We start from the raw sequence: 15,688 nt of genomic DNA, 5'->3' as shown, positions 1-15,688 counted from the left end.
TATGGTTAATGTTAATTTAACAATTCGCACAGTATAAATGCTACCAAAGTAGTATGTACTATTTAAAACAATAATCGTTACAAGGAAAAAATAACATGCAACCGAGTACTGGGTTTAATCTCATATCGTTTAGCGGAAAAATGAAAATACTTCACTTAAGCTGGATGGTGTTTTTTATCTCATTTTTTGTATGGTTTAACCATGCGCCATTATTGGGTGCTATTGCAGGTTCGCTTGGCATTACTATGGCTCAAGTTAAAACACTGCTTATATTAAATGTTGCCTTAACTATTCCTGCTCGTGTCGTGGTTGGTATGCTTACCGATAAATTTGGTCCACGTATTGTGTACGCAGCACTACTTATTGTGTGTAGTATTCCGTGTTTTATGTTTGCCCTTGCAACAACGTTTGAGCAAGCAGCTATCGCCCGCTTTGCACTTGGCTTTATTGGTGCGGGTTTTGTTGTTGGTATTCGTATGGTGAGCGAGTGGTTCCCGGCAAACGAGTTAGGTACAGCCGAAGGTATTTACGGAGGCTGGGGTAACTTTGGCTCTGCAGCCGCCGCTATGCTACTACCAATATTAGCGCTTATGTTTGGTGGCGAAGATGGCTGGCGTTATGCGGTCGGTGTAACAGGCGTACTAAGTGTAATATTTGGTATTATTTGGTACATAAACGTAACTGATACGCCTAAAGGCGGTACATACTTTAAGCCTAAAAAAGTAGGGGCAATGGAAGTAACCAGTAAAGGCGACTTTGTACTACTGCTTATAATGAAACTACCTATGTACGGTGCATTAGCGCTACTTACCTGGAAGCTTTCTCCTACTGGCGCAAATTTACTTTCTGAAAATTTTGTAGTTGGTACATACGCGTTTTTAGTGCTGCTTTATATTTACGAAGTGTATAAAACGTTTGATATTAACGGTCATATTTTTAAGCAACCTGTTCCAGAATCACACCGTTACGACTTTAAGCAAGTTGCTGTTTTAAATATTCTTTATTTTACAACATTTGGCTCAGAGCTTGCCGTTGTATCTATGCTGCCATTATTTTTTATGGAAGTATTTGGCCTTGATATGGTGTACGCAGGCTTACTTGCCTCAGCCTATGCATTTATGAACTTAGCCTCTCGCCCTGGTGGTGGTTGGATCTCAGATAGAATGGGTCGTCGTAAAACGCTTATTGTACTTACCACAGGCTTAGCTGTAGGTTATTTTGTTATGGGCTTAGTTGACGCTAGCTGGCCGCTTTGGCTTGCAGTTGCAGCTGCCATGGCGTGTTCGTTTTTTGTGCAAGCAGGGGAAGGGGCTGTATTTGCCGCTGTGCCACTTATTAAACGCCGTTTAACTGGGCAAATTGCAGGTATGACGGGAGCTTACGGTAATGTAGGGGCTGTTGTATATTTAACGGCGCTCTCATTAGTTGATTACCAAACATTCTTTATGATTATCGCTGCCAGTGCATTGTTAGGTTTAGGTGCATTATTTTTCATGAAAGAACCTGATGGCCACATCACTGAAGTAAACGAAGATGGCACCGTTGAACTTATTTCTGTGACTTAAGGCATACTTATGTTTGATGAAACCCAAAAAGCCAGCGCACTTACAAACGAACTTAACGTTGAGTTTGGTGGGCACAGTAGCAAAGGTATAAAAACCGAAAACCAAGATGCGTTTGCTGCTCTTAATACTCAAGCGCAAGAAAAAGAGTCAAAAGGGGTTATTGCCTGCTTGGCCGATGGGTGTTCATCAGCAAAAAATGCTAAACAAGCTTCACAGTTATCGGTAACGCACTTTATAAATGAGTATTTAAATACACCGCCAAGTTGGGCCGTTAAAAAGTCGGTATCTAAGGTATTGGCCAGTTTAAATCAGTGGCTGTATTCGCAATCGGTTAACTATAATCACCTCGGCCAACGCCAAGCAGATTGGATGACCACGTTTACAGCGCTTATTTTAAAATCGGCCACGGGTTATATTTTTCATTTAGGTGATACCCGAATTACGCGTTTACGTGCAAAAAGTATGGAGGCGATAACACGCGACCATAAAGTAAACGATACCCTAACGCGAGCTTTAGGCGCGCAGCTTCATCAAGAAATTGATGTATACGAAGTTGATTTAAAAGCTGATGATATTTATATACTTACCTGCGATGGTGTACACGATGTGTTGCCAAACAGTGATATACAAAAGCTAATTGATGAGCATACTAATTTAGAACACGCAGCTAAAGCAGTGACAGAGCTTGCCATAGCAAGAGGCAGTGACGACAACGTAAGCTGCTTACTTGTAAAAGTGAATAGTATTGCAAAACAAAATTTAGACGAGTTATATCACTCTTTAACTAGGCGAAAAATTCCGCCACCGTTAAAGGTTGGCCAAAAAATTGATGACTTTACTGTTATCCGTGAATTACACGCTAGTAGCCGCTCGCATATTTATTTAGTGCAACAAACACCCGATACGCCTCCTGTTGTATTAAAAGCGCCTTCGGTAAATTTTGAAGACGATGTGCATTACCTCCAAGGCTTTATAAGAGAAGGCTGGGTAGGGCAGCGTATTAATCATCCCAATGTAATGAAGGTTTTAAATACGCAATCGCAAAGCCGATTTTTATATCATATTTGCGAATACATGGACGGGCAAACATTGAGTGATTGGAAGCATGATGTGCCGCATCCAGAAATTACCCAAGTGCGTAGTATTATTGAACAAATAGTACAAGCACTTAGAGCGTTTCAGCGTTTGGATATGGTGCATCGCGATTTAAAACTCGATAACGTGATGATAGACGCTCACGGCAAAGTAACATTAATCGATTACGGCACTGTAAGTGTTGCGGCTATGGATGAGTCGGTAAAGCAAATTGCTGATGATTGCCCGCAAGGTACGGTAGATTATACCGCACCAGAGACGCTTATTACTATGCACGCCGATTTTAAGAGTGATTTATTTTCGCTAGGCGTTGTTGCGTATGAATTATTATGTTCAAAATTGCCGTATCAACCACTCGCTCATAATCACGTACTAAAAGATTACACTCACTGGCAATACACAAGTATTCGTAAACACAGAGCAGATATCCCGTTTTGGTTAGATCAGGCTTTAATGAAAGCATTGGCTCCCAAACCTGAATTCAGATACCACGCATTTTCTGAATTTATAAGTGATATCAATAAACCTAATCCACATTTAAAAAGTACCGCCCCGAAAGACTCAATAATGAAACGCGATCCGGTTTTAGTCTGGAAAAGTATTTCGTTGTGTTTGTTTATAGCCTTGGTGTGTGTACTCATAATTAAAAATTAAGAGATAAACATGTTCAATCATAAAAAAAACTTACCTATTATTTTTATACTGGGTAGCTTAACTGCGCCTTCAATAAGTCAAGCGGCGCAAACCGATCTTAACTTTAGACTGCGTTTTGAAAGCGCAGAGCAAGATAACGCGTTAAAAGATGCAAGTAGCTTAACGCTGCGTACACGCCTTACTCATAAAACAGATGAAGTGAATGGTTTTTCTGCACTTATTGAAGTTGAAGACAGCCGAAGCTTGTTAGGTGTAGACGATTACAACAATACACTGGGTAAAAATACTAATTACTCAGTAATAGCCGACCCAGAAACCACAGAAGTAGATCAAGGTTTTATAAAATACGCAAAAGATGCTTTATCAATTAAAGTGGGTAGGCAAGTAATAGCGCTTGATGGGCAGCGGTTTGTGGGCCACGTTGGCTTTAGGCAAGACAGACAGACTTTTGATGCTGCAACAGTAAATTACACGTTTAATGATATTAACTTGCACTATAGCTACATAAGCAAGCGCAACCGTATATTTGCTGATAGCAAAGATATTGATTCATCAGATCACCTAATCAATGCAAGTTTTAAAACAAGCGTAGGTAAGGTGGTTTTATACAGTTATTTATTAAGTAACGACGCAGTAGATGATGACAGCTTAGATACCTATGGTGTTTCTTTTAATGGTAATAAAACGCTCAGCGATATTAAATTTTACTACAAAGCAGAGTACGCCACGCAATCTGCATCAACTAGCATAAGTGATTTTGACGCAGATTATTATGCGTTTGAAGGCGGTATTGATTTAGGCGGTTTAGGCATTGAAACCGTTACATTAAAAGCCGGTATTGAGTCACTGGGTTCTGATAATGGCGATTATGGTTTTGCTACGCCGCTTGCCACAATGCATAAATTTAATGGTTGGGCTGATACGTTTTTAGCAACACCAACACAAGGGCTTGATGACACTTATGTAAGTTTAAATGGTAAAGCCTTTGACGGTAAATGGTTAGTGGCGTATCACAACTTTGATGCAAACGACAGCGTCAATGGGGTTGATGATTTAGGCTCGGAGCTTAATGTGCAATACGTTAAGCCTATTAATAAAACCTATGCCGTAGGCGCTAAATATGCCGATTATTCAGCAGGCGATAGCGCGGCGGGCAAAGTCGATACCCAAAAGCTATGGGTGTGGGTAAGCGCTAAATTTTAGCCCTTGTAATCTAAAGCGTTACAAGTTGGTGCAATAGCGCCAGCTTGTGGTGCTTTCACTTCTTTTTTACTGCACCAATTTGGTTAAGTAACTGAAATATATTATTTATATATCTGGCTTGCATATTGCTATAACAACTACATAACAAATTATACGTTTGAAGTATTAATTTATGCATTTAGTACTTTAAATCAAACAGGTGATTTTAATGCCAAGCAAGCAGCGTGTTGTAGTCGTAGGAAACGGAATGGTCGGGCATCATTTTGTACAGCAGCTAGTATCGCAACAAGGTGATAGCAAAAATGTTGATATTACAGTACTCAGTGGTGAAGACCGCCTCGCTTATGACCGCGTACAACTTTCGTCATTTTTTAAAGGTAAAACCGAAGACGATTTAGCACTTACCTGCAGTAAAACCTATCAAGATTGGCAAGTTGGTTTTCATACTCATTCTAAAGTGGTTGATATAAACCGTGATGCAAAAACGGTTACTACCTCAAAAGGCGAATCATTTGCGTACGACAAGTTAATACTGGCAACAGGCTCATTTGCATTTGTGCCACCCATTCCAGGTAAAGATCGTGAGCATTGCCTAGTTTACAGAACCATTAACGATTTACACGCTATAAAAAAATCAGCACAAGGCAGTAAAGTCGGCGTGGTTATTGGTGGCGGTTTATTAGGACTAGAAGCTGCAAATGCGTTAAAGCAGCTTGGCTTGCAAACCCATGTAATAGAATTTGCGCCACAACTTATGGGCGTACAAATAGATGGTGCTGGTGGGCGGTTACTAAAAAATAAAATTACCGAGCTCGGCGTTACAGTGCATACCTCAGTGGCTACAGAGCAAATTACTGAAGGTGAAAACAGCCGTTATAAAATGTGCTTTAAGGGTGGTCAAACCCTAGAAACTGACATGATTGTATTTTCAGCCGGTATTCGCCCATACGACAATTTAGCTCGCGAGTTTAATTTAGAATTAGGTGAGCGCGGCGGCATTGTAATAAACAACCATTGCCAAACGAGTGATAAAAACATATACGCAATAGGCGAATGCGCCCTTTGGAATAACTTTATTTTTGGCCTTGTAGCACCGGGCTACGCTATGGCAAAAGTAGCGGCGGGGCATGTTTTAAAGCAGCTTGCTTCAAGTACAGCTTCAAACACACCTTTAAGCAACTATTCAAACAATACTGATGAATTTAGCGGCGCCGATATGAGCACCAAGCTTAAATTAATGGGTGTTGAAGTGGGCTCAATTGGTGATGCCCATGCACGCAGTGAAGGCGCAATTAGCTATTACTTTGAAGATCAGCCAAACGGTATTTACAAAAAAGTAGTCACTAATGAGCAAGGCAATAAACTCATAGGTGCTGTACTGGTTGGCGATACCAGCGAATACGATAACTTATTGCAATATCACTTAAATAGTATAGAGCTTAGTGTGCCCGCAGAGTCTTTAATAATGCCGCTTGCAGGAGATACTGGTGAGCTAAGTGCTGATGATTTACCAAGTGATGCCATTATTTGTGCGTGCCACAAGGTTACAAAACACACCATTGAACACGCTGTTATGCAAGGCTGCAGCGATTTAAGTGATGTGCAGCAAGCCACTAAAGCAAGTACTGGCTGTGGAGGGTGTGAAAAATTAGTGCAAAGCGTTATTAGTCGTGCACTCAATAATAAAATAGCCACCCTTATCCCTGCAGATGAACCTGTATCACAGAGCGCTTAACACTCACAATAAGAGATCAGTATGGAAACTTTAAACACTTGTTCAAACACGCCTTTGCTTAAACAAACTACCTGCGCTTATTGTGGTGTAGGGTGCGGGGTTGATATTTCATTATTAAATAATACCCCAACAAAACTTGAAGGCACGCGCGAGCACCCCGCTAATTTTGGCCGCTTGTGTGTTAAAGGCACGCATTTGCTTGACACCACCGGCAGTGATAATCGCTTAACATCACCCCTTATTGATAACGAGCCTGCCAGCTGGGATGCTGCAACAAAATACGTTGCTAATAGATTTAACGCCATTATTAAAGAGCATGGGCCGGAATCGGTTGCGTTTTATGTATCGGGGCAGTTACTCACTGAGGATTACTACGTTGCCAATAAATTAATGAAAGGCTACATAGGCTCAGGCAATATAGATACAAACTCAAGGCTGTGTATGTCATCGGCGGTTGCCGGTTATAAACGTGCGTTTGGTGAGGACGTAGTACCATGTACCTACGAAGATTTAGAGCAAACTGAGCTACTTATTTTAATTGGCTCAAATGCAGCTTGGACTCACCCGGTACTATACCAGCGTATGGAGCGCGCAAAAAAGCTTAATCCAAACATGAAAGTAGTGGTTATCGACCCGCGAAAAACCGATACAGCCGAGCTTGCCGATACCTTTTTAAATATAAAACCAGGCAGCGACGGAGCACTTTATAACGGCTTACTTAATTATTTAAGTGAACATAACTATTTAGATACGCAATTTATTAACGAGCATACTAATGGCTTTGAAACAGCTCTTGTAGAGGCGAAAAAGTGGAGTGTAAAAGCGGTAAGTGACTTTTGTGATATTGACGCGCAGCTAGTGAGTGACTTTTACGCCTTATTTGCAAAAAGTCCAACCGCCATTAGTTTTTATTCAATGGGTATTAACCAATCAAGCTCAGGGGTTGATAAGTGTAATGCTATTATAAATGCGCATTTAGCGTCGGGCAAATTGTTAAAACCTGGCTGTGGCCCGTTTTCAATAACGGGGCAACCTAATGCAATGGGTGGGCGTGAAGTAGGTGGCTTGGCAAATCAATTAGCAGCACATTTAGACATTGAAAACGAAGCGCATCAACAGTTAGTGCAGCGTTTTTGGCAATCACCAACAATAGCTCAAAAAGCAGGGTGTAATGCTATTGATATGTTTGATGAAATCGCCAAAGGAAAAATAAAAGCTATTTGGGTAATGGCAACCAATCCAATGGTAAGCTTACCTAATAACGCAGCAATACAACATGCACTTGAGCAATGTGAGCTGGTGGTTGTGTCTGACTGTATAGCCAAAAGTGATACGCTAAAATTTGCTAATGTGGCGTTTCCATCAACCGGATGGGGCGAAAAAAACGGCACAGTAACTAACTCAGAGCGCAGAATATCAAGGCAACGCCCGCTAGTTGAGCCTTTCTCAGGAGCTAAAAACGATTGGCAAATAATGTGTTTAGTTGCCCAAAAAATGGGCTTTGAAGGATTTGATTTTACAGACCCAAGTGGCATTTTTGAAGAATGGGCACAACTTACTGATTTCGAAAATAATGGTGATAGGTTATTAAATTTATCAGCCTTAGTAGGGCTTTCGCAGCAGCAGTACGATAACTTAAAACCCGTTATGTGGCCGGTACTAAAAAATGAGCCATATAAAAACGGGCAGGTTTTTGTTAATAAACAATTTAGCACCGCAGATAAAAAAGCCCGCTTTATACCTATAACGCCCAAACTTCCTGTGCAGCAAACATCAAGCGATTACCCTTTTGTAATGAACTCAGGGCGAATACGCGACCAATGGCATACAATGAGCCGCACCGGAAAAAGTACAGCGCTTTCTACTCATATAACCCGCCCATACATTGAAATAAACCCCATTGATGCCAGCAGACTAAATATAAAAGCAAACGATTTAATAACTGCCAATGCTAAAACTGGGCAGGTTACAGCTCATGCAAAAGTAACGGATGCCGTGCGTAAAGGTGAGTGTTTTATGCCTATTCACTGGAACAAGCAATTTGCCTCATCCGCTACGGTAAGTGGGCTTTATCAATCGGTTGTTGACCCTATTTCGGGCCAAGCTGAATGCAAACATGGTGCCGTTGATTTAGTTAAAGCGCAGTTTGCTCAGTACATGCAAATTTTTAGCAAAACAGAGCTTAAAATAACCAGTGATTTTTGGCTTAAAGTTAACGCAAGTAATTGTGTCAACTACCAGTTAGCGCTCAATGAGCCGCAAATTGATTTGCTTTATTATTGCCAAACACTGACAGGGTTACAAGGGCAGTGGTCGGCAATGGGCAGTGCAAAAGCAATGCATGTTCAATGTATTCAAAACGAGCAGTTAGTGTTTGTTGCGGTTATTTCGTTAGCTCAAAAAGACATATCACTTGAGTGGATAAATCATTTATTTGCAGAGCCTTTAATAACCTTTATCCAATTACAGTCATTGCTGTATGCCACGCCCGATGAAGAGTTCACCCAAGGCGCACAAGTATGTAGCTGCTTTAAAGTACGTGAGCAGCCCATTATAAATGCCATTAAAAGTGATGCAAATACAGTGGATCAGTTGGGGGCTAAATTAAAATGCGGCACTAACTGTGGTTCGTGTAAAACGCAGTTAAGCCAATTAATAAAGCAACATGGTACAAAAAACGCTAACAGTATTGATGTTGCGGTTGTCATTTAAAGTGCTATTTAGAAAAAATAATATAAATACCAAGGAAGCATATGCTTAATGATCAATTTGGTCGGCAGTTTAACTATTTGCGCCTCTCAATTACCGATGTGTGTAATTTTAGTTGCACCTATTGTTTACCAAACGGGTATCAGTGCGATACCCCGCGTAACTTTTTAAATAAAAGCGAAATAAACACCTTAGTAAATGCGTTTGCGCAACTTGGCACAAAAAAAGTGCGTATTACAGGTGGCGAACCATGCTTACGAAACGACGTAACCGATATTATAAAGCAATGTAAAAACACGCCAGGCATAGAAAAAGTAGCCATAACCACGAATGGTTTTAACTTATTTAATAAAATTGATGAGTTTTACAATGCTGGCTTAGATGCGCTAAACATTAGTATTGATAGCTTAAACCCAAGTATGTTTAAATTAATTACAGGACACGACAAGCTAACCCATATTCTAAAAGGTATAGACCGGGCAATTGAGCTGGGCATAAAAGATATAAAAATAAATGCAGTGCTGGCTAAGCAGTTTAATAAAAACCAATTGAAGGATTTTTTAGACTGGGTGAAGCTAAAAAAAGTAACGGTACGCTTTATCGAATTAATGGAAACAGGCAACGGTGCCGCCTTTTTTGAGCAAAATCATTTAAGCGGGCTAAGTGTTAAAACGCAGCTTTTAGCACAAGGTTGGTTACAGGTAGTGAGAGGTAAATTAAATGGCCCTGCAGAGGAGTTTTGTCACCCCGATTTTGAGGGCCGCATTGGCTTAATTATGCCCTACAGTAAAGATTTTTGTAAAAGCTGTAACCGATTAAGAGTATCGTCATTAGGCAAGCTACATTTATGTTTATTTGCTGAGCATGGAATAGACTTACGCCCGCATTTAAATTCGCAAGATACGCCAGCCACTGTAAACGCTATTCAAGCAGCAATGGGCAATAAAACTATTAGTCATGAGCTTGATAAGCGCTTAACGGGCGCCACAACCCATTTAGCTATGTTGGGCGGCTAAAATGAGCAATAAAGCCGTGTTTACGGGAGTTGTACTCGCTGGTGGTCAATCATCAAGAATGGGCAGCGATAAAGCCAACCTCATTTTAAAAAATAAAACCTTACTGCAAAATGCATGTGAGTTATTAACAGCAGCAGGAGCAAGTAATGTACTTATAAGTCGTAATGTAAAAAGTGCTACTGCGCAATATATACCTGACATATACCCAGGCTCTGGCCCGCTTGGCGGGATTTATTCAAGCTTAATGGCAACAGAGCAAGATATACTTATAACCGCTGTTGATATGCCATTGCTTACTTGCACGTTATTATCGCAAATTGCATCTGCAGGAAGCGATAATTCCCACTTTCAAACAAATCAGCCACAAATACATGCGTGGCACTTTGAAAATGAACCGTTACCCCTGTATATTCGTAACACCCAAAGCGTTAAACGTCATTTAAAACAATTACTCATAAACGCAAATAGTCATAAATCAATTAAACAGTTTACCCGTAGTATTGGTGTGCAAACGCTAAAATGTAATAAAGCGCACGCACTTGTTAATACCAATACACCGGCGCAATTTAAAGCTGTTAACGAGCAATTTGACCAACACAAACCTAATTTATTGAGAAGAACCCTATGAGCCACACAACTGAGTCACAAATTGCATTAAACATTGCCGTAATGACAGTAAGCGATACACGCGATGAAATTACGGATACTTCAGGCCATTATTTAATTAAAGCCCTTACTGAAGCAGGCCATCACTTAGCGGATAAAGACATAGTTAAAGATGATGTTTACCAAATGCGAGCAGTTGCATCGCAGTGGATTGCCGATGACACTATTCACGCCATTTTAGTAACCGGTGGTACGGGTTTTACCGAGCGCGACTCTACACCGGAGGCATTTTCACCGCTGTTTGATAAAAGTGTAGATGGATTTGGAGAGCTATTTAGACATATTTCGTACGGCGAAATTGGTAACTCAACTATTCAATCGCGTGCGTTGGCGGGCCTTGCCAATAACACCGTTATTTTTTGTATGCCTGGCTCTACGGGCGCATGTAAAACAGCCTGGACAGGTATTATAAAAGATCAGTTAGACTCAATGCACAAGCCATGTAACTTTGCACCGCATATTACTATTGGTAAAAAATGCGAATCGCGAGAGCAATAATATGCTGAGCCACGTAGACGAAAATGGCCAAGCAAACATGGTTGATGTATCGCTAAAAGAGGTCACTCTGCGCGATGCATCTGCCGAGGCCTACATTAAAATGAGCAAACAGGCTTTTGAGCAAGTGTTGCTTAATCAAAATAAAAAAGGTGACGTGCTAGGCGTAGCCCGAATTGCGGGTATTCAGGGCGCTAAAAAGTGCGCTGATTTAATTCCGCTTTGTCACCCGCTGGCACTGAGTAAAGTAGCCGTTGATTTTGAACTTGATGAAGCAAATAGCCAAATTAAAGTCACCAGCTACTGTAAATTAGCAGGTAAAACAGGCGTTGAAATGGAAGCGCTCACCGCTGTATCCGTGGCGACCCTAACATTATTTGATATGTGTAAAGCCGCCGACCCGCTTATGGAAATACACGGTATGCGTGTAACGCAAAAAGCAGGAGGCAAGCATGGCAGCTGGCAGCGAGACTAATTTAAATGATACTGATGCAGCTGCAGGGCATGTAAACGTACTATTTTTTGGCCAACTTAAAGAGCGCCTAAAGTGCGATAAGTTAACCGTTGATATAGCGCATACCCTTAGCATTACAGCGTTTAAACACTTGCTGGTTGAGCAAAACCCACATTGGCAGGCATGGCTTGAAGAGCGTGATGTATTGTGTGCGCTTAATCAGACTATGTCATCAAGCGATGAGCTTGTAAAAGCAGGGGATGAACTTGCTTTTTTCCCACCAGTGACAGGTGGCTAATGAGTATAAGCATTAACGTACAAACGCACGATTTTTCAGTAGGTGAGCAATACAATGCACTTTGCAGTAATAACAAAAGTGATGGTGCCGTAGTTACTTTTACAGGGCTTGTGCGAGAATTTAGTAGCGGCGATAACGTAATCGCGCTTGAGCTTGAGCACTACCCAGGTATGACTGAGCAACTACTGCAATCGATAGCCGAGCAAGCGCAAACACGCTGGCAACTTGCTCGCATAAGCATTATTCATCGAGTAGGTTATTTAGCCCTTGGTGAGCAAATTGTATTTGTAGGGGTCACCTCCCGCCACCGCCAAGCCGCGTTTGAAGGCGCACAATTTATAATGGATTACTTAAAAAACCACGCCACGTTTTGGAAAAAAGAACATTTTAAAGATTCATCAAACTGGGTTGAGTTTAAACAAAGCGACAAGCAAGCGTTAAACAAATGGGAAAAGTAGGTCTGTGTAAGCCTATATAAATGCGTTTATATAATATTAATGAAAAAATTTATCTCAAAAAGAGAATCAATAGAGTCAGCTTACCTTTGGATAGCGGCTCTACTTATTTTTATAATTATGTTAGAGCTATTAACTGGCTGGTCAATTGGGTCCAAAAGCTCTCCGAGTCAATCTTTAAATATTAATCCGGAGCAGTTTTGGCTGGAAATAAAACTTCAATGCGGTTTTGTTTCATGGGCAATTTTTAGAGCTTTTATTACATTCCCACTTTTTAGAGCGACTTACAATGGCATACTTCGCTTTAGAGAAAAACACAAAACCATAGCAAATATCCTTTTCTATGTACTTACCCCTGTATTTGTAGTGTTTCTTATTTTAACTTTGTTATATATTTTTGACTTATAATCTTACTTTGTTGATCATCAAGGATGAATGATGAAAATTTACACTCTCTTACTATTGGCTATTTTTTTACAACCGTTCTGTATTTACTTTGCGTTGTACGCAAAAGCCAAATATTCATCAGAAAATAAGCCAATTAACCAACTTGTATTAGGTGTAACGCCGAGTCTTGCATATCTATCGGCCGACGATTTTTGGGGTTCATTCGTTTTACTTTTTATAGTTACTGCTGGGTCTCTTCTTTTATCGTTATTGCTAAATTTGAGATACGTGATGACAAGAAAAGTAAATACGAGCACTATCCTTACTTCAATTATTTCATTTCTTTTGGTAGGTGGGTTCTTTTATTGGTTAATTGGCCACCTTATAGTTGAAAACTGGTATGAAACATATTGGCCCACACTTTATTTTCTAGGGCTACTTTGTTGTGTGTTTGTAATAAAAATTATTGAAAAGAAGCGACAAATTGAAGACGGACTGAGCAATATGCTTGTGCTTGCTTTATGCGTTGCAGCATCAGTTATTTCTGCATTCGGGGATGCATTTTTATTATGTACCTGTATTAATATATTTTTACTCATTCCAATAGGTGGCGCTATTATAAGCTCAGATGTAGATAAAACGTCTGCGGGTGGTATTGCTTTTTTTTATGGCTATGTTTTTATTATGAGTTTGCCTCTTTCTGGCCTGCTTTATTTAGCGCTTAGCTCTAGTTAATGCCTGTTAATATAGGTTATTGATAATAATATAAATTAGCTCTGGGCTGTTAAAGTATTAATTAAAGGTTTTATATGAAAATAATCTCTACCAACATCTCTAAAATAAAAACGGTTGTGCATAACGGCAAAGAGGTCAAAACCGGTATATTTAAAACGCCAACCAAAGAGCCGGTTGTTATTGAAAAGCTAAATATAATAGGTGATGAGCAAGCCGATTTAGTTAATCATGGCGGGGTGGATAAAGCGGTTTATGCGTTTTCGCACAATCATTACGATTATTGGAAGCGCACCCTTAAAAATGATGATTTAGCTGTTGGTGCCTTTGGCGAAAACTTCACAATTTCAGACCTTGATGAGCAAAATATTCATATAGGCGATCGTATTCGTGTAGGTACAGCACTACTTGAAGTAAGCCAGCCGCGAGTGCCGTGCTTTAAGCTTGCCATTGCACTTAATAATAAACAAAGCCTAAAACTGTTTACCCAGTATTACCACACGGGTGTTTATTTTAGAGTGCTTGAGCAAGGTGTTGCTAAAAGGGGCGATGCCGTGACTATTGAACATAAAGCCAAACACAAAATTTCGGTTAAAACGTTGTTTCAGGCGTTTTTTGATAAACAATACCCAGATTATGAAAGCGTATTACTCGCAGCACTTGAGCTCCCAGAACTTGCGCTTGAGTGGCAAGCTAAGATTAAAAAGAAACTCGGTATATAACGCTATATAAGTGCTATTAAGCTTTTGCTTGCCAACCATCTTCTTTTAAAAAATGTTGCTGTAAAAGGGTGAGTAAACTTTCGGTTACTGGGCCTGTAGGTTTACTTCTTGATACCACACAGCCTACAGGCGTTAGCCAACCGCCTTGCTCATGGACTACAGGTAGAGCAACAACGTCACCTTGTTTAAGTTGTTGTTTTATAGCCAACTCAGGCACCAGTGCCCAGCCCACATTTTGTATTACCAAATCTATGAGTGTTTGATGAGTATTGGTGTACCAAACCTTAGCGCTTATAGCATAGCTAAACCATAACTCTGATTGATTAAGGCTACGGTGAGCACATTGCCTATATGCTTTTAAGTCACTGCTATTTACTTTATTAAGTTTAGCAAGCGCATGTTGCGGTGACGCAATCGTTAAAAAACGAGCCTGGCCTAGCAAAAAAAAGTCCATATCTACCTTTAATTCACCATCACTATATATGATACCTATTTGCGCTTTACCTGTTTTTACAAACTCTTCTACATCAAACGTAGTGACCGATATTAGCTCAAAGTTTGTAATAGGGTACTGCTGTGCAAGGGGGGCTATTATTTTTAATATTCCGTGATTACTTATACTTTCGTCAATAGCTATTACTACGTCTTGCTCGTAGTTTTTAGCAAGAGACTCAACTTTTTGATCGAAATAAGTTTGTTGGTGCAGTATTGAATAAGCCACAGGGAGCAAGGTTTTTCCACTTTTTGTTAACGTGGGAGTGTTTTTGTTACGGTCAAACAATGGTTGATCTATTGCAATTTCAAGATTAGAAATAGCTTGGCTAATACCCGACTGCGCTCGATTTAACTTTCGCCCTGTTGCTGAAAAAGAGCCAGTTTCTACTACGGTTACAAATATTTTTAGTTGCTCTAAGCTGTACATTTGATTCTACTTTATTTAGCACGATATATTCATCCTATCACTATAGGTGATGGTTGCTAACTTTTGTATCACTATAAATCTGTCATTATTACTACACTTGAATATTAAGATATAAAAGAGGACACTATGACAGAGAAAATGGAGGCAACAGAGCGAGTATTCCAGGCAGTTTTGTTTGAGGTTTTAGCCGTGTCGTTATCAATTTTAGGTTTAGCGCTATTTACAGATCATGCAATTGGGGCTTTATCGGGCACTATGATTATTGTTGCGACAATTGCTATGTGTTGGAACTTTATTTTTAACTGGTTTTTTGACCGAGTGGCCACAGGCGCTAAAGAAAAGCGCTCGTTATTGTTTAGAGTTTTTCACGTAATTTTATTTCAAGGTGGCTTGCTTATATTTACCATTCCGGTAATAGCGTACATATTGAACGTTAATTTTTGGCAAGCATTTATAATGGATATTGGGGTTACTTTTTTTATAACCCTTTACGCTTTTACTTTTAATTTAGTGTACGACCATACACGCGCTTACATTTTACGATCAAAAAAATCAGCGCATGCAGTTAACGTATAACATT

Annotated in this window: 16 protein-coding genes; 15 read left to right on the top strand and 1 reads right to left on the bottom strand. The window is 40.1% G+C overall.

Features of this window, described 5'->3' with window-relative positions:
* The first annotated feature begins 95 nt into the window (after positions 1 to 95).
* The 14 genes from ALFOR1_RS09450 to ALFOR1_RS09385 all read left to right on the top strand — a co-directional run bounded on the left by ALFOR1_RS09450 (position 96) and on the right by ALFOR1_RS09385 (position 14,186).
* A complete protein-coding gene (locus ALFOR1_RS09450) occupies positions 96 to 1,565 on the top strand; it encodes a NarK family nitrate/nitrite MFS transporter (RefSeq protein WP_104642812.1) in 1,470 nt (489 codons plus the stop codon).
* A 9-nt stretch (positions 1,566 to 1,574) separates the two neighbouring features.
* Positions 1,575 to 3,314: a bifunctional protein-serine/threonine kinase/phosphatase gene (locus ALFOR1_RS09445; RefSeq protein WP_104642811.1), complete on the top strand. Its 1,740-nt coding sequence runs from the start codon at positions 1,575 to 1,577 to the stop codon at positions 3,312 to 3,314.
* Positions 3,315 to 3,323: 9 nt separating this feature from the next.
* Positions 3,324 to 4,517 carry an alginate export family protein gene (locus ALFOR1_RS09440; RefSeq protein WP_104642810.1) on the top strand — a complete coding sequence of 398 codons (1,194 nt, stop codon included), beginning with the start codon at positions 3,324 to 3,326 and terminating at the stop codon, positions 4,515 to 4,517.
* A gap of 208 nt (positions 4,518 to 4,725) precedes the next feature.
* Complete coding sequence (locus ALFOR1_RS09435) at positions 4,726 to 6,252, top strand: FAD-dependent oxidoreductase (RefSeq protein WP_104642809.1); 1,527 nt, start codon at positions 4,726 to 4,728, stop codon at positions 6,250 to 6,252.
* Between the two features lie 21 nt (positions 6,253 to 6,273).
* Positions 6,274 to 8,964, top strand: coding sequence for a nitrate reductase (locus ALFOR1_RS09430; protein WP_104642808.1), 2,691 nt, complete (start codon positions 6,274 to 6,276; stop codon positions 8,962 to 8,964).
* Between the two features lie 41 nt (positions 8,965 to 9,005).
* A complete protein-coding gene (gene moaA / locus ALFOR1_RS09425; protein WP_104642807.1) occupies positions 9,006 to 9,977 on the top strand; it encodes a GTP 3',8-cyclase MoaA in 972 nt (323 codons plus the stop codon).
* 1 nt (position 9,978) lies between these two features.
* A complete protein-coding gene (locus tag ALFOR1_RS09420; RefSeq protein ID WP_104642806.1) occupies positions 9,979 to 10,605 on the top strand; it encodes a molybdenum cofactor guanylyltransferase in 627 nt (208 codons plus the stop codon).
* Positions 10,602 to 11,141, top strand: coding sequence for a molybdenum cofactor biosynthesis protein B (moaB, locus tag ALFOR1_RS09415; protein ID WP_058405471.1), 540 nt, complete (start codon positions 10,602 to 10,604; stop codon positions 11,139 to 11,141). The genes ALFOR1_RS09420 and moaB overlap by 4 nt, the downstream gene beginning before the upstream one ends.
* 1 nt (position 11,142) lies before the next feature.
* Positions 11,143 to 11,613, top strand: coding sequence for a cyclic pyranopterin monophosphate synthase MoaC (gene moaC / locus ALFOR1_RS09410; protein ID WP_004587754.1), 471 nt, complete (start codon positions 11,143 to 11,145; stop codon positions 11,611 to 11,613).
* A complete protein-coding gene (locus ALFOR1_RS09405; RefSeq protein ID WP_104642805.1) occupies positions 11,591 to 11,890 on the top strand; it encodes a MoaD/ThiS family protein in 300 nt (99 codons plus the stop codon). The genes moaC and ALFOR1_RS09405 overlap by 23 nt, the downstream gene beginning before the upstream one ends.
* Positions 11,890 to 12,348, top strand: a complete 459-nt coding sequence (moaE, locus tag ALFOR1_RS09400; protein WP_104642804.1) for a molybdopterin synthase catalytic subunit MoaE — start codon at positions 11,890 to 11,892, stop codon at positions 12,346 to 12,348. Before ALFOR1_RS09405 ends, moaE begins: the two co-directional genes overlap by 1 nt.
* A 39-nt stretch (positions 12,349 to 12,387) precedes the next feature.
* Positions 12,388 to 12,753 carry a hypothetical protein gene (locus ALFOR1_RS09395; protein WP_104642803.1) on the top strand — a complete coding sequence of 122 codons (366 nt, stop codon included), beginning with the start codon at positions 12,388 to 12,390 and terminating at the stop codon, positions 12,751 to 12,753.
* A 30-nt stretch (positions 12,754 to 12,783) separates the two neighbouring features.
* Positions 12,784 to 13,467, top strand: coding sequence for a hypothetical protein (locus ALFOR1_RS09390; RefSeq protein WP_104642802.1), 684 nt, complete (start codon positions 12,784 to 12,786; stop codon positions 13,465 to 13,467).
* 74 nt (positions 13,468 to 13,541) lie between these two features.
* Positions 13,542 to 14,186 (top strand): MOSC domain-containing protein, encoded by a 645-nt coding sequence (locus ALFOR1_RS09385; protein WP_104642801.1) that lies wholly within the window; start codon positions 13,542 to 13,544, stop codon positions 14,184 to 14,186.
* Positions 14,187 to 14,202: 16 nt separating this feature from the next.
* Here the strand turns inward: ALFOR1_RS09385 and ALFOR1_RS09380 are convergent, their stop codons facing one another.
* Complete coding sequence (locus tag ALFOR1_RS09380; protein WP_104642800.1) at positions 14,203 to 15,108, bottom strand: LysR family transcriptional regulator; 906 nt, start codon at positions 15,106 to 15,108, stop codon at positions 14,203 to 14,205.
* 126 nt (positions 15,109 to 15,234) lie between these two features.
* On the opposite strand from ALFOR1_RS09380, the gene ALFOR1_RS09375 reads away from it, so the two are divergent.
* Positions 15,235 to 15,684 (top strand): PACE efflux transporter, encoded by a 450-nt coding sequence (locus ALFOR1_RS09375; protein ID WP_197709260.1) that lies wholly within the window; start codon positions 15,235 to 15,237, stop codon positions 15,682 to 15,684.
* Positions 15,685 to 15,688 lie beyond the last annotated feature (4 nt).

Source organism: Pseudoalteromonas carrageenovora IAM 12662 (genome assembly GCF_900239935.1).
Lineage (GTDB): Bacteria > Pseudomonadota > Gammaproteobacteria > Enterobacterales > Alteromonadaceae > Pseudoalteromonas > Pseudoalteromonas carrageenovora.
The sequence above is the reverse complement of the archived record's forward strand: the minus strand, read 5'-3'. Positions and strand labels throughout refer to the sequence as shown.

Coding starts and splice junctions, on each gene's coding strand:
- ALFOR1_RS09450 (WP_104642812.1), top strand. CDS start 96: ATGCAACCGAGTACTGGGTTTAATCTCATATCGTTTAGCGGAAAAATG.
- ALFOR1_RS09445 (WP_104642811.1), top strand. CDS start 1,575: ATGTTTGATGAAACCCAAAAAGCCAGCGCACTTACAAACGAACTTAAC.
- ALFOR1_RS09440 (WP_104642810.1), top strand. CDS start 3,324: ATGTTCAATCATAAAAAAAACTTACCTATTATTTTTATACTGGGTAGC.
- ALFOR1_RS09435 (WP_104642809.1), top strand. CDS start 4,726: ATGCCAAGCAAGCAGCGTGTTGTAGTCGTAGGAAACGGAATGGTCGGG.
- ALFOR1_RS09430 (WP_104642808.1), top strand. CDS start 6,274: ATGGAAACTTTAAACACTTGTTCAAACACGCCTTTGCTTAAACAAACT.
- moaA (WP_104642807.1), top strand. CDS start 9,006: ATGCTTAATGATCAATTTGGTCGGCAGTTTAACTATTTGCGCCTCTCA.
- ALFOR1_RS09420 (WP_104642806.1), top strand. CDS start 9,979: ATGAGCAATAAAGCCGTGTTTACGGGAGTTGTACTCGCTGGTGGTCAA.
- moaB (WP_058405471.1), top strand. CDS start 10,602: ATGAGCCACACAACTGAGTCACAAATTGCATTAAACATTGCCGTAATG.
- moaC (WP_004587754.1), top strand. CDS start 11,143: ATGCTGAGCCACGTAGACGAAAATGGCCAAGCAAACATGGTTGATGTA.
- ALFOR1_RS09405 (WP_104642805.1), top strand. CDS start 11,591: ATGGCAGCTGGCAGCGAGACTAATTTAAATGATACTGATGCAGCTGCA.
- moaE (WP_104642804.1), top strand. CDS start 11,890: ATGAGTATAAGCATTAACGTACAAACGCACGATTTTTCAGTAGGTGAG.
- ALFOR1_RS09395 (WP_104642803.1), top strand. CDS start 12,388: ATGAAAAAATTTATCTCAAAAAGAGAATCAATAGAGTCAGCTTACCTT.
- ALFOR1_RS09390 (WP_104642802.1), top strand. CDS start 12,784: ATGAAAATTTACACTCTCTTACTATTGGCTATTTTTTTACAACCGTTC.
- ALFOR1_RS09385 (WP_104642801.1), top strand. CDS start 13,542: ATGAAAATAATCTCTACCAACATCTCTAAAATAAAAACGGTTGTGCAT.
- ALFOR1_RS09380 (WP_104642800.1), bottom strand. CDS start 15,108: ATGTACAGCTTAGAGCAACTAAAAATATTTGTAACCGTAGTAGAAACT.
- ALFOR1_RS09375 (WP_197709260.1), top strand. CDS start 15,235: ATGACAGAGAAAATGGAGGCAACAGAGCGAGTATTCCAGGCAGTTTTG.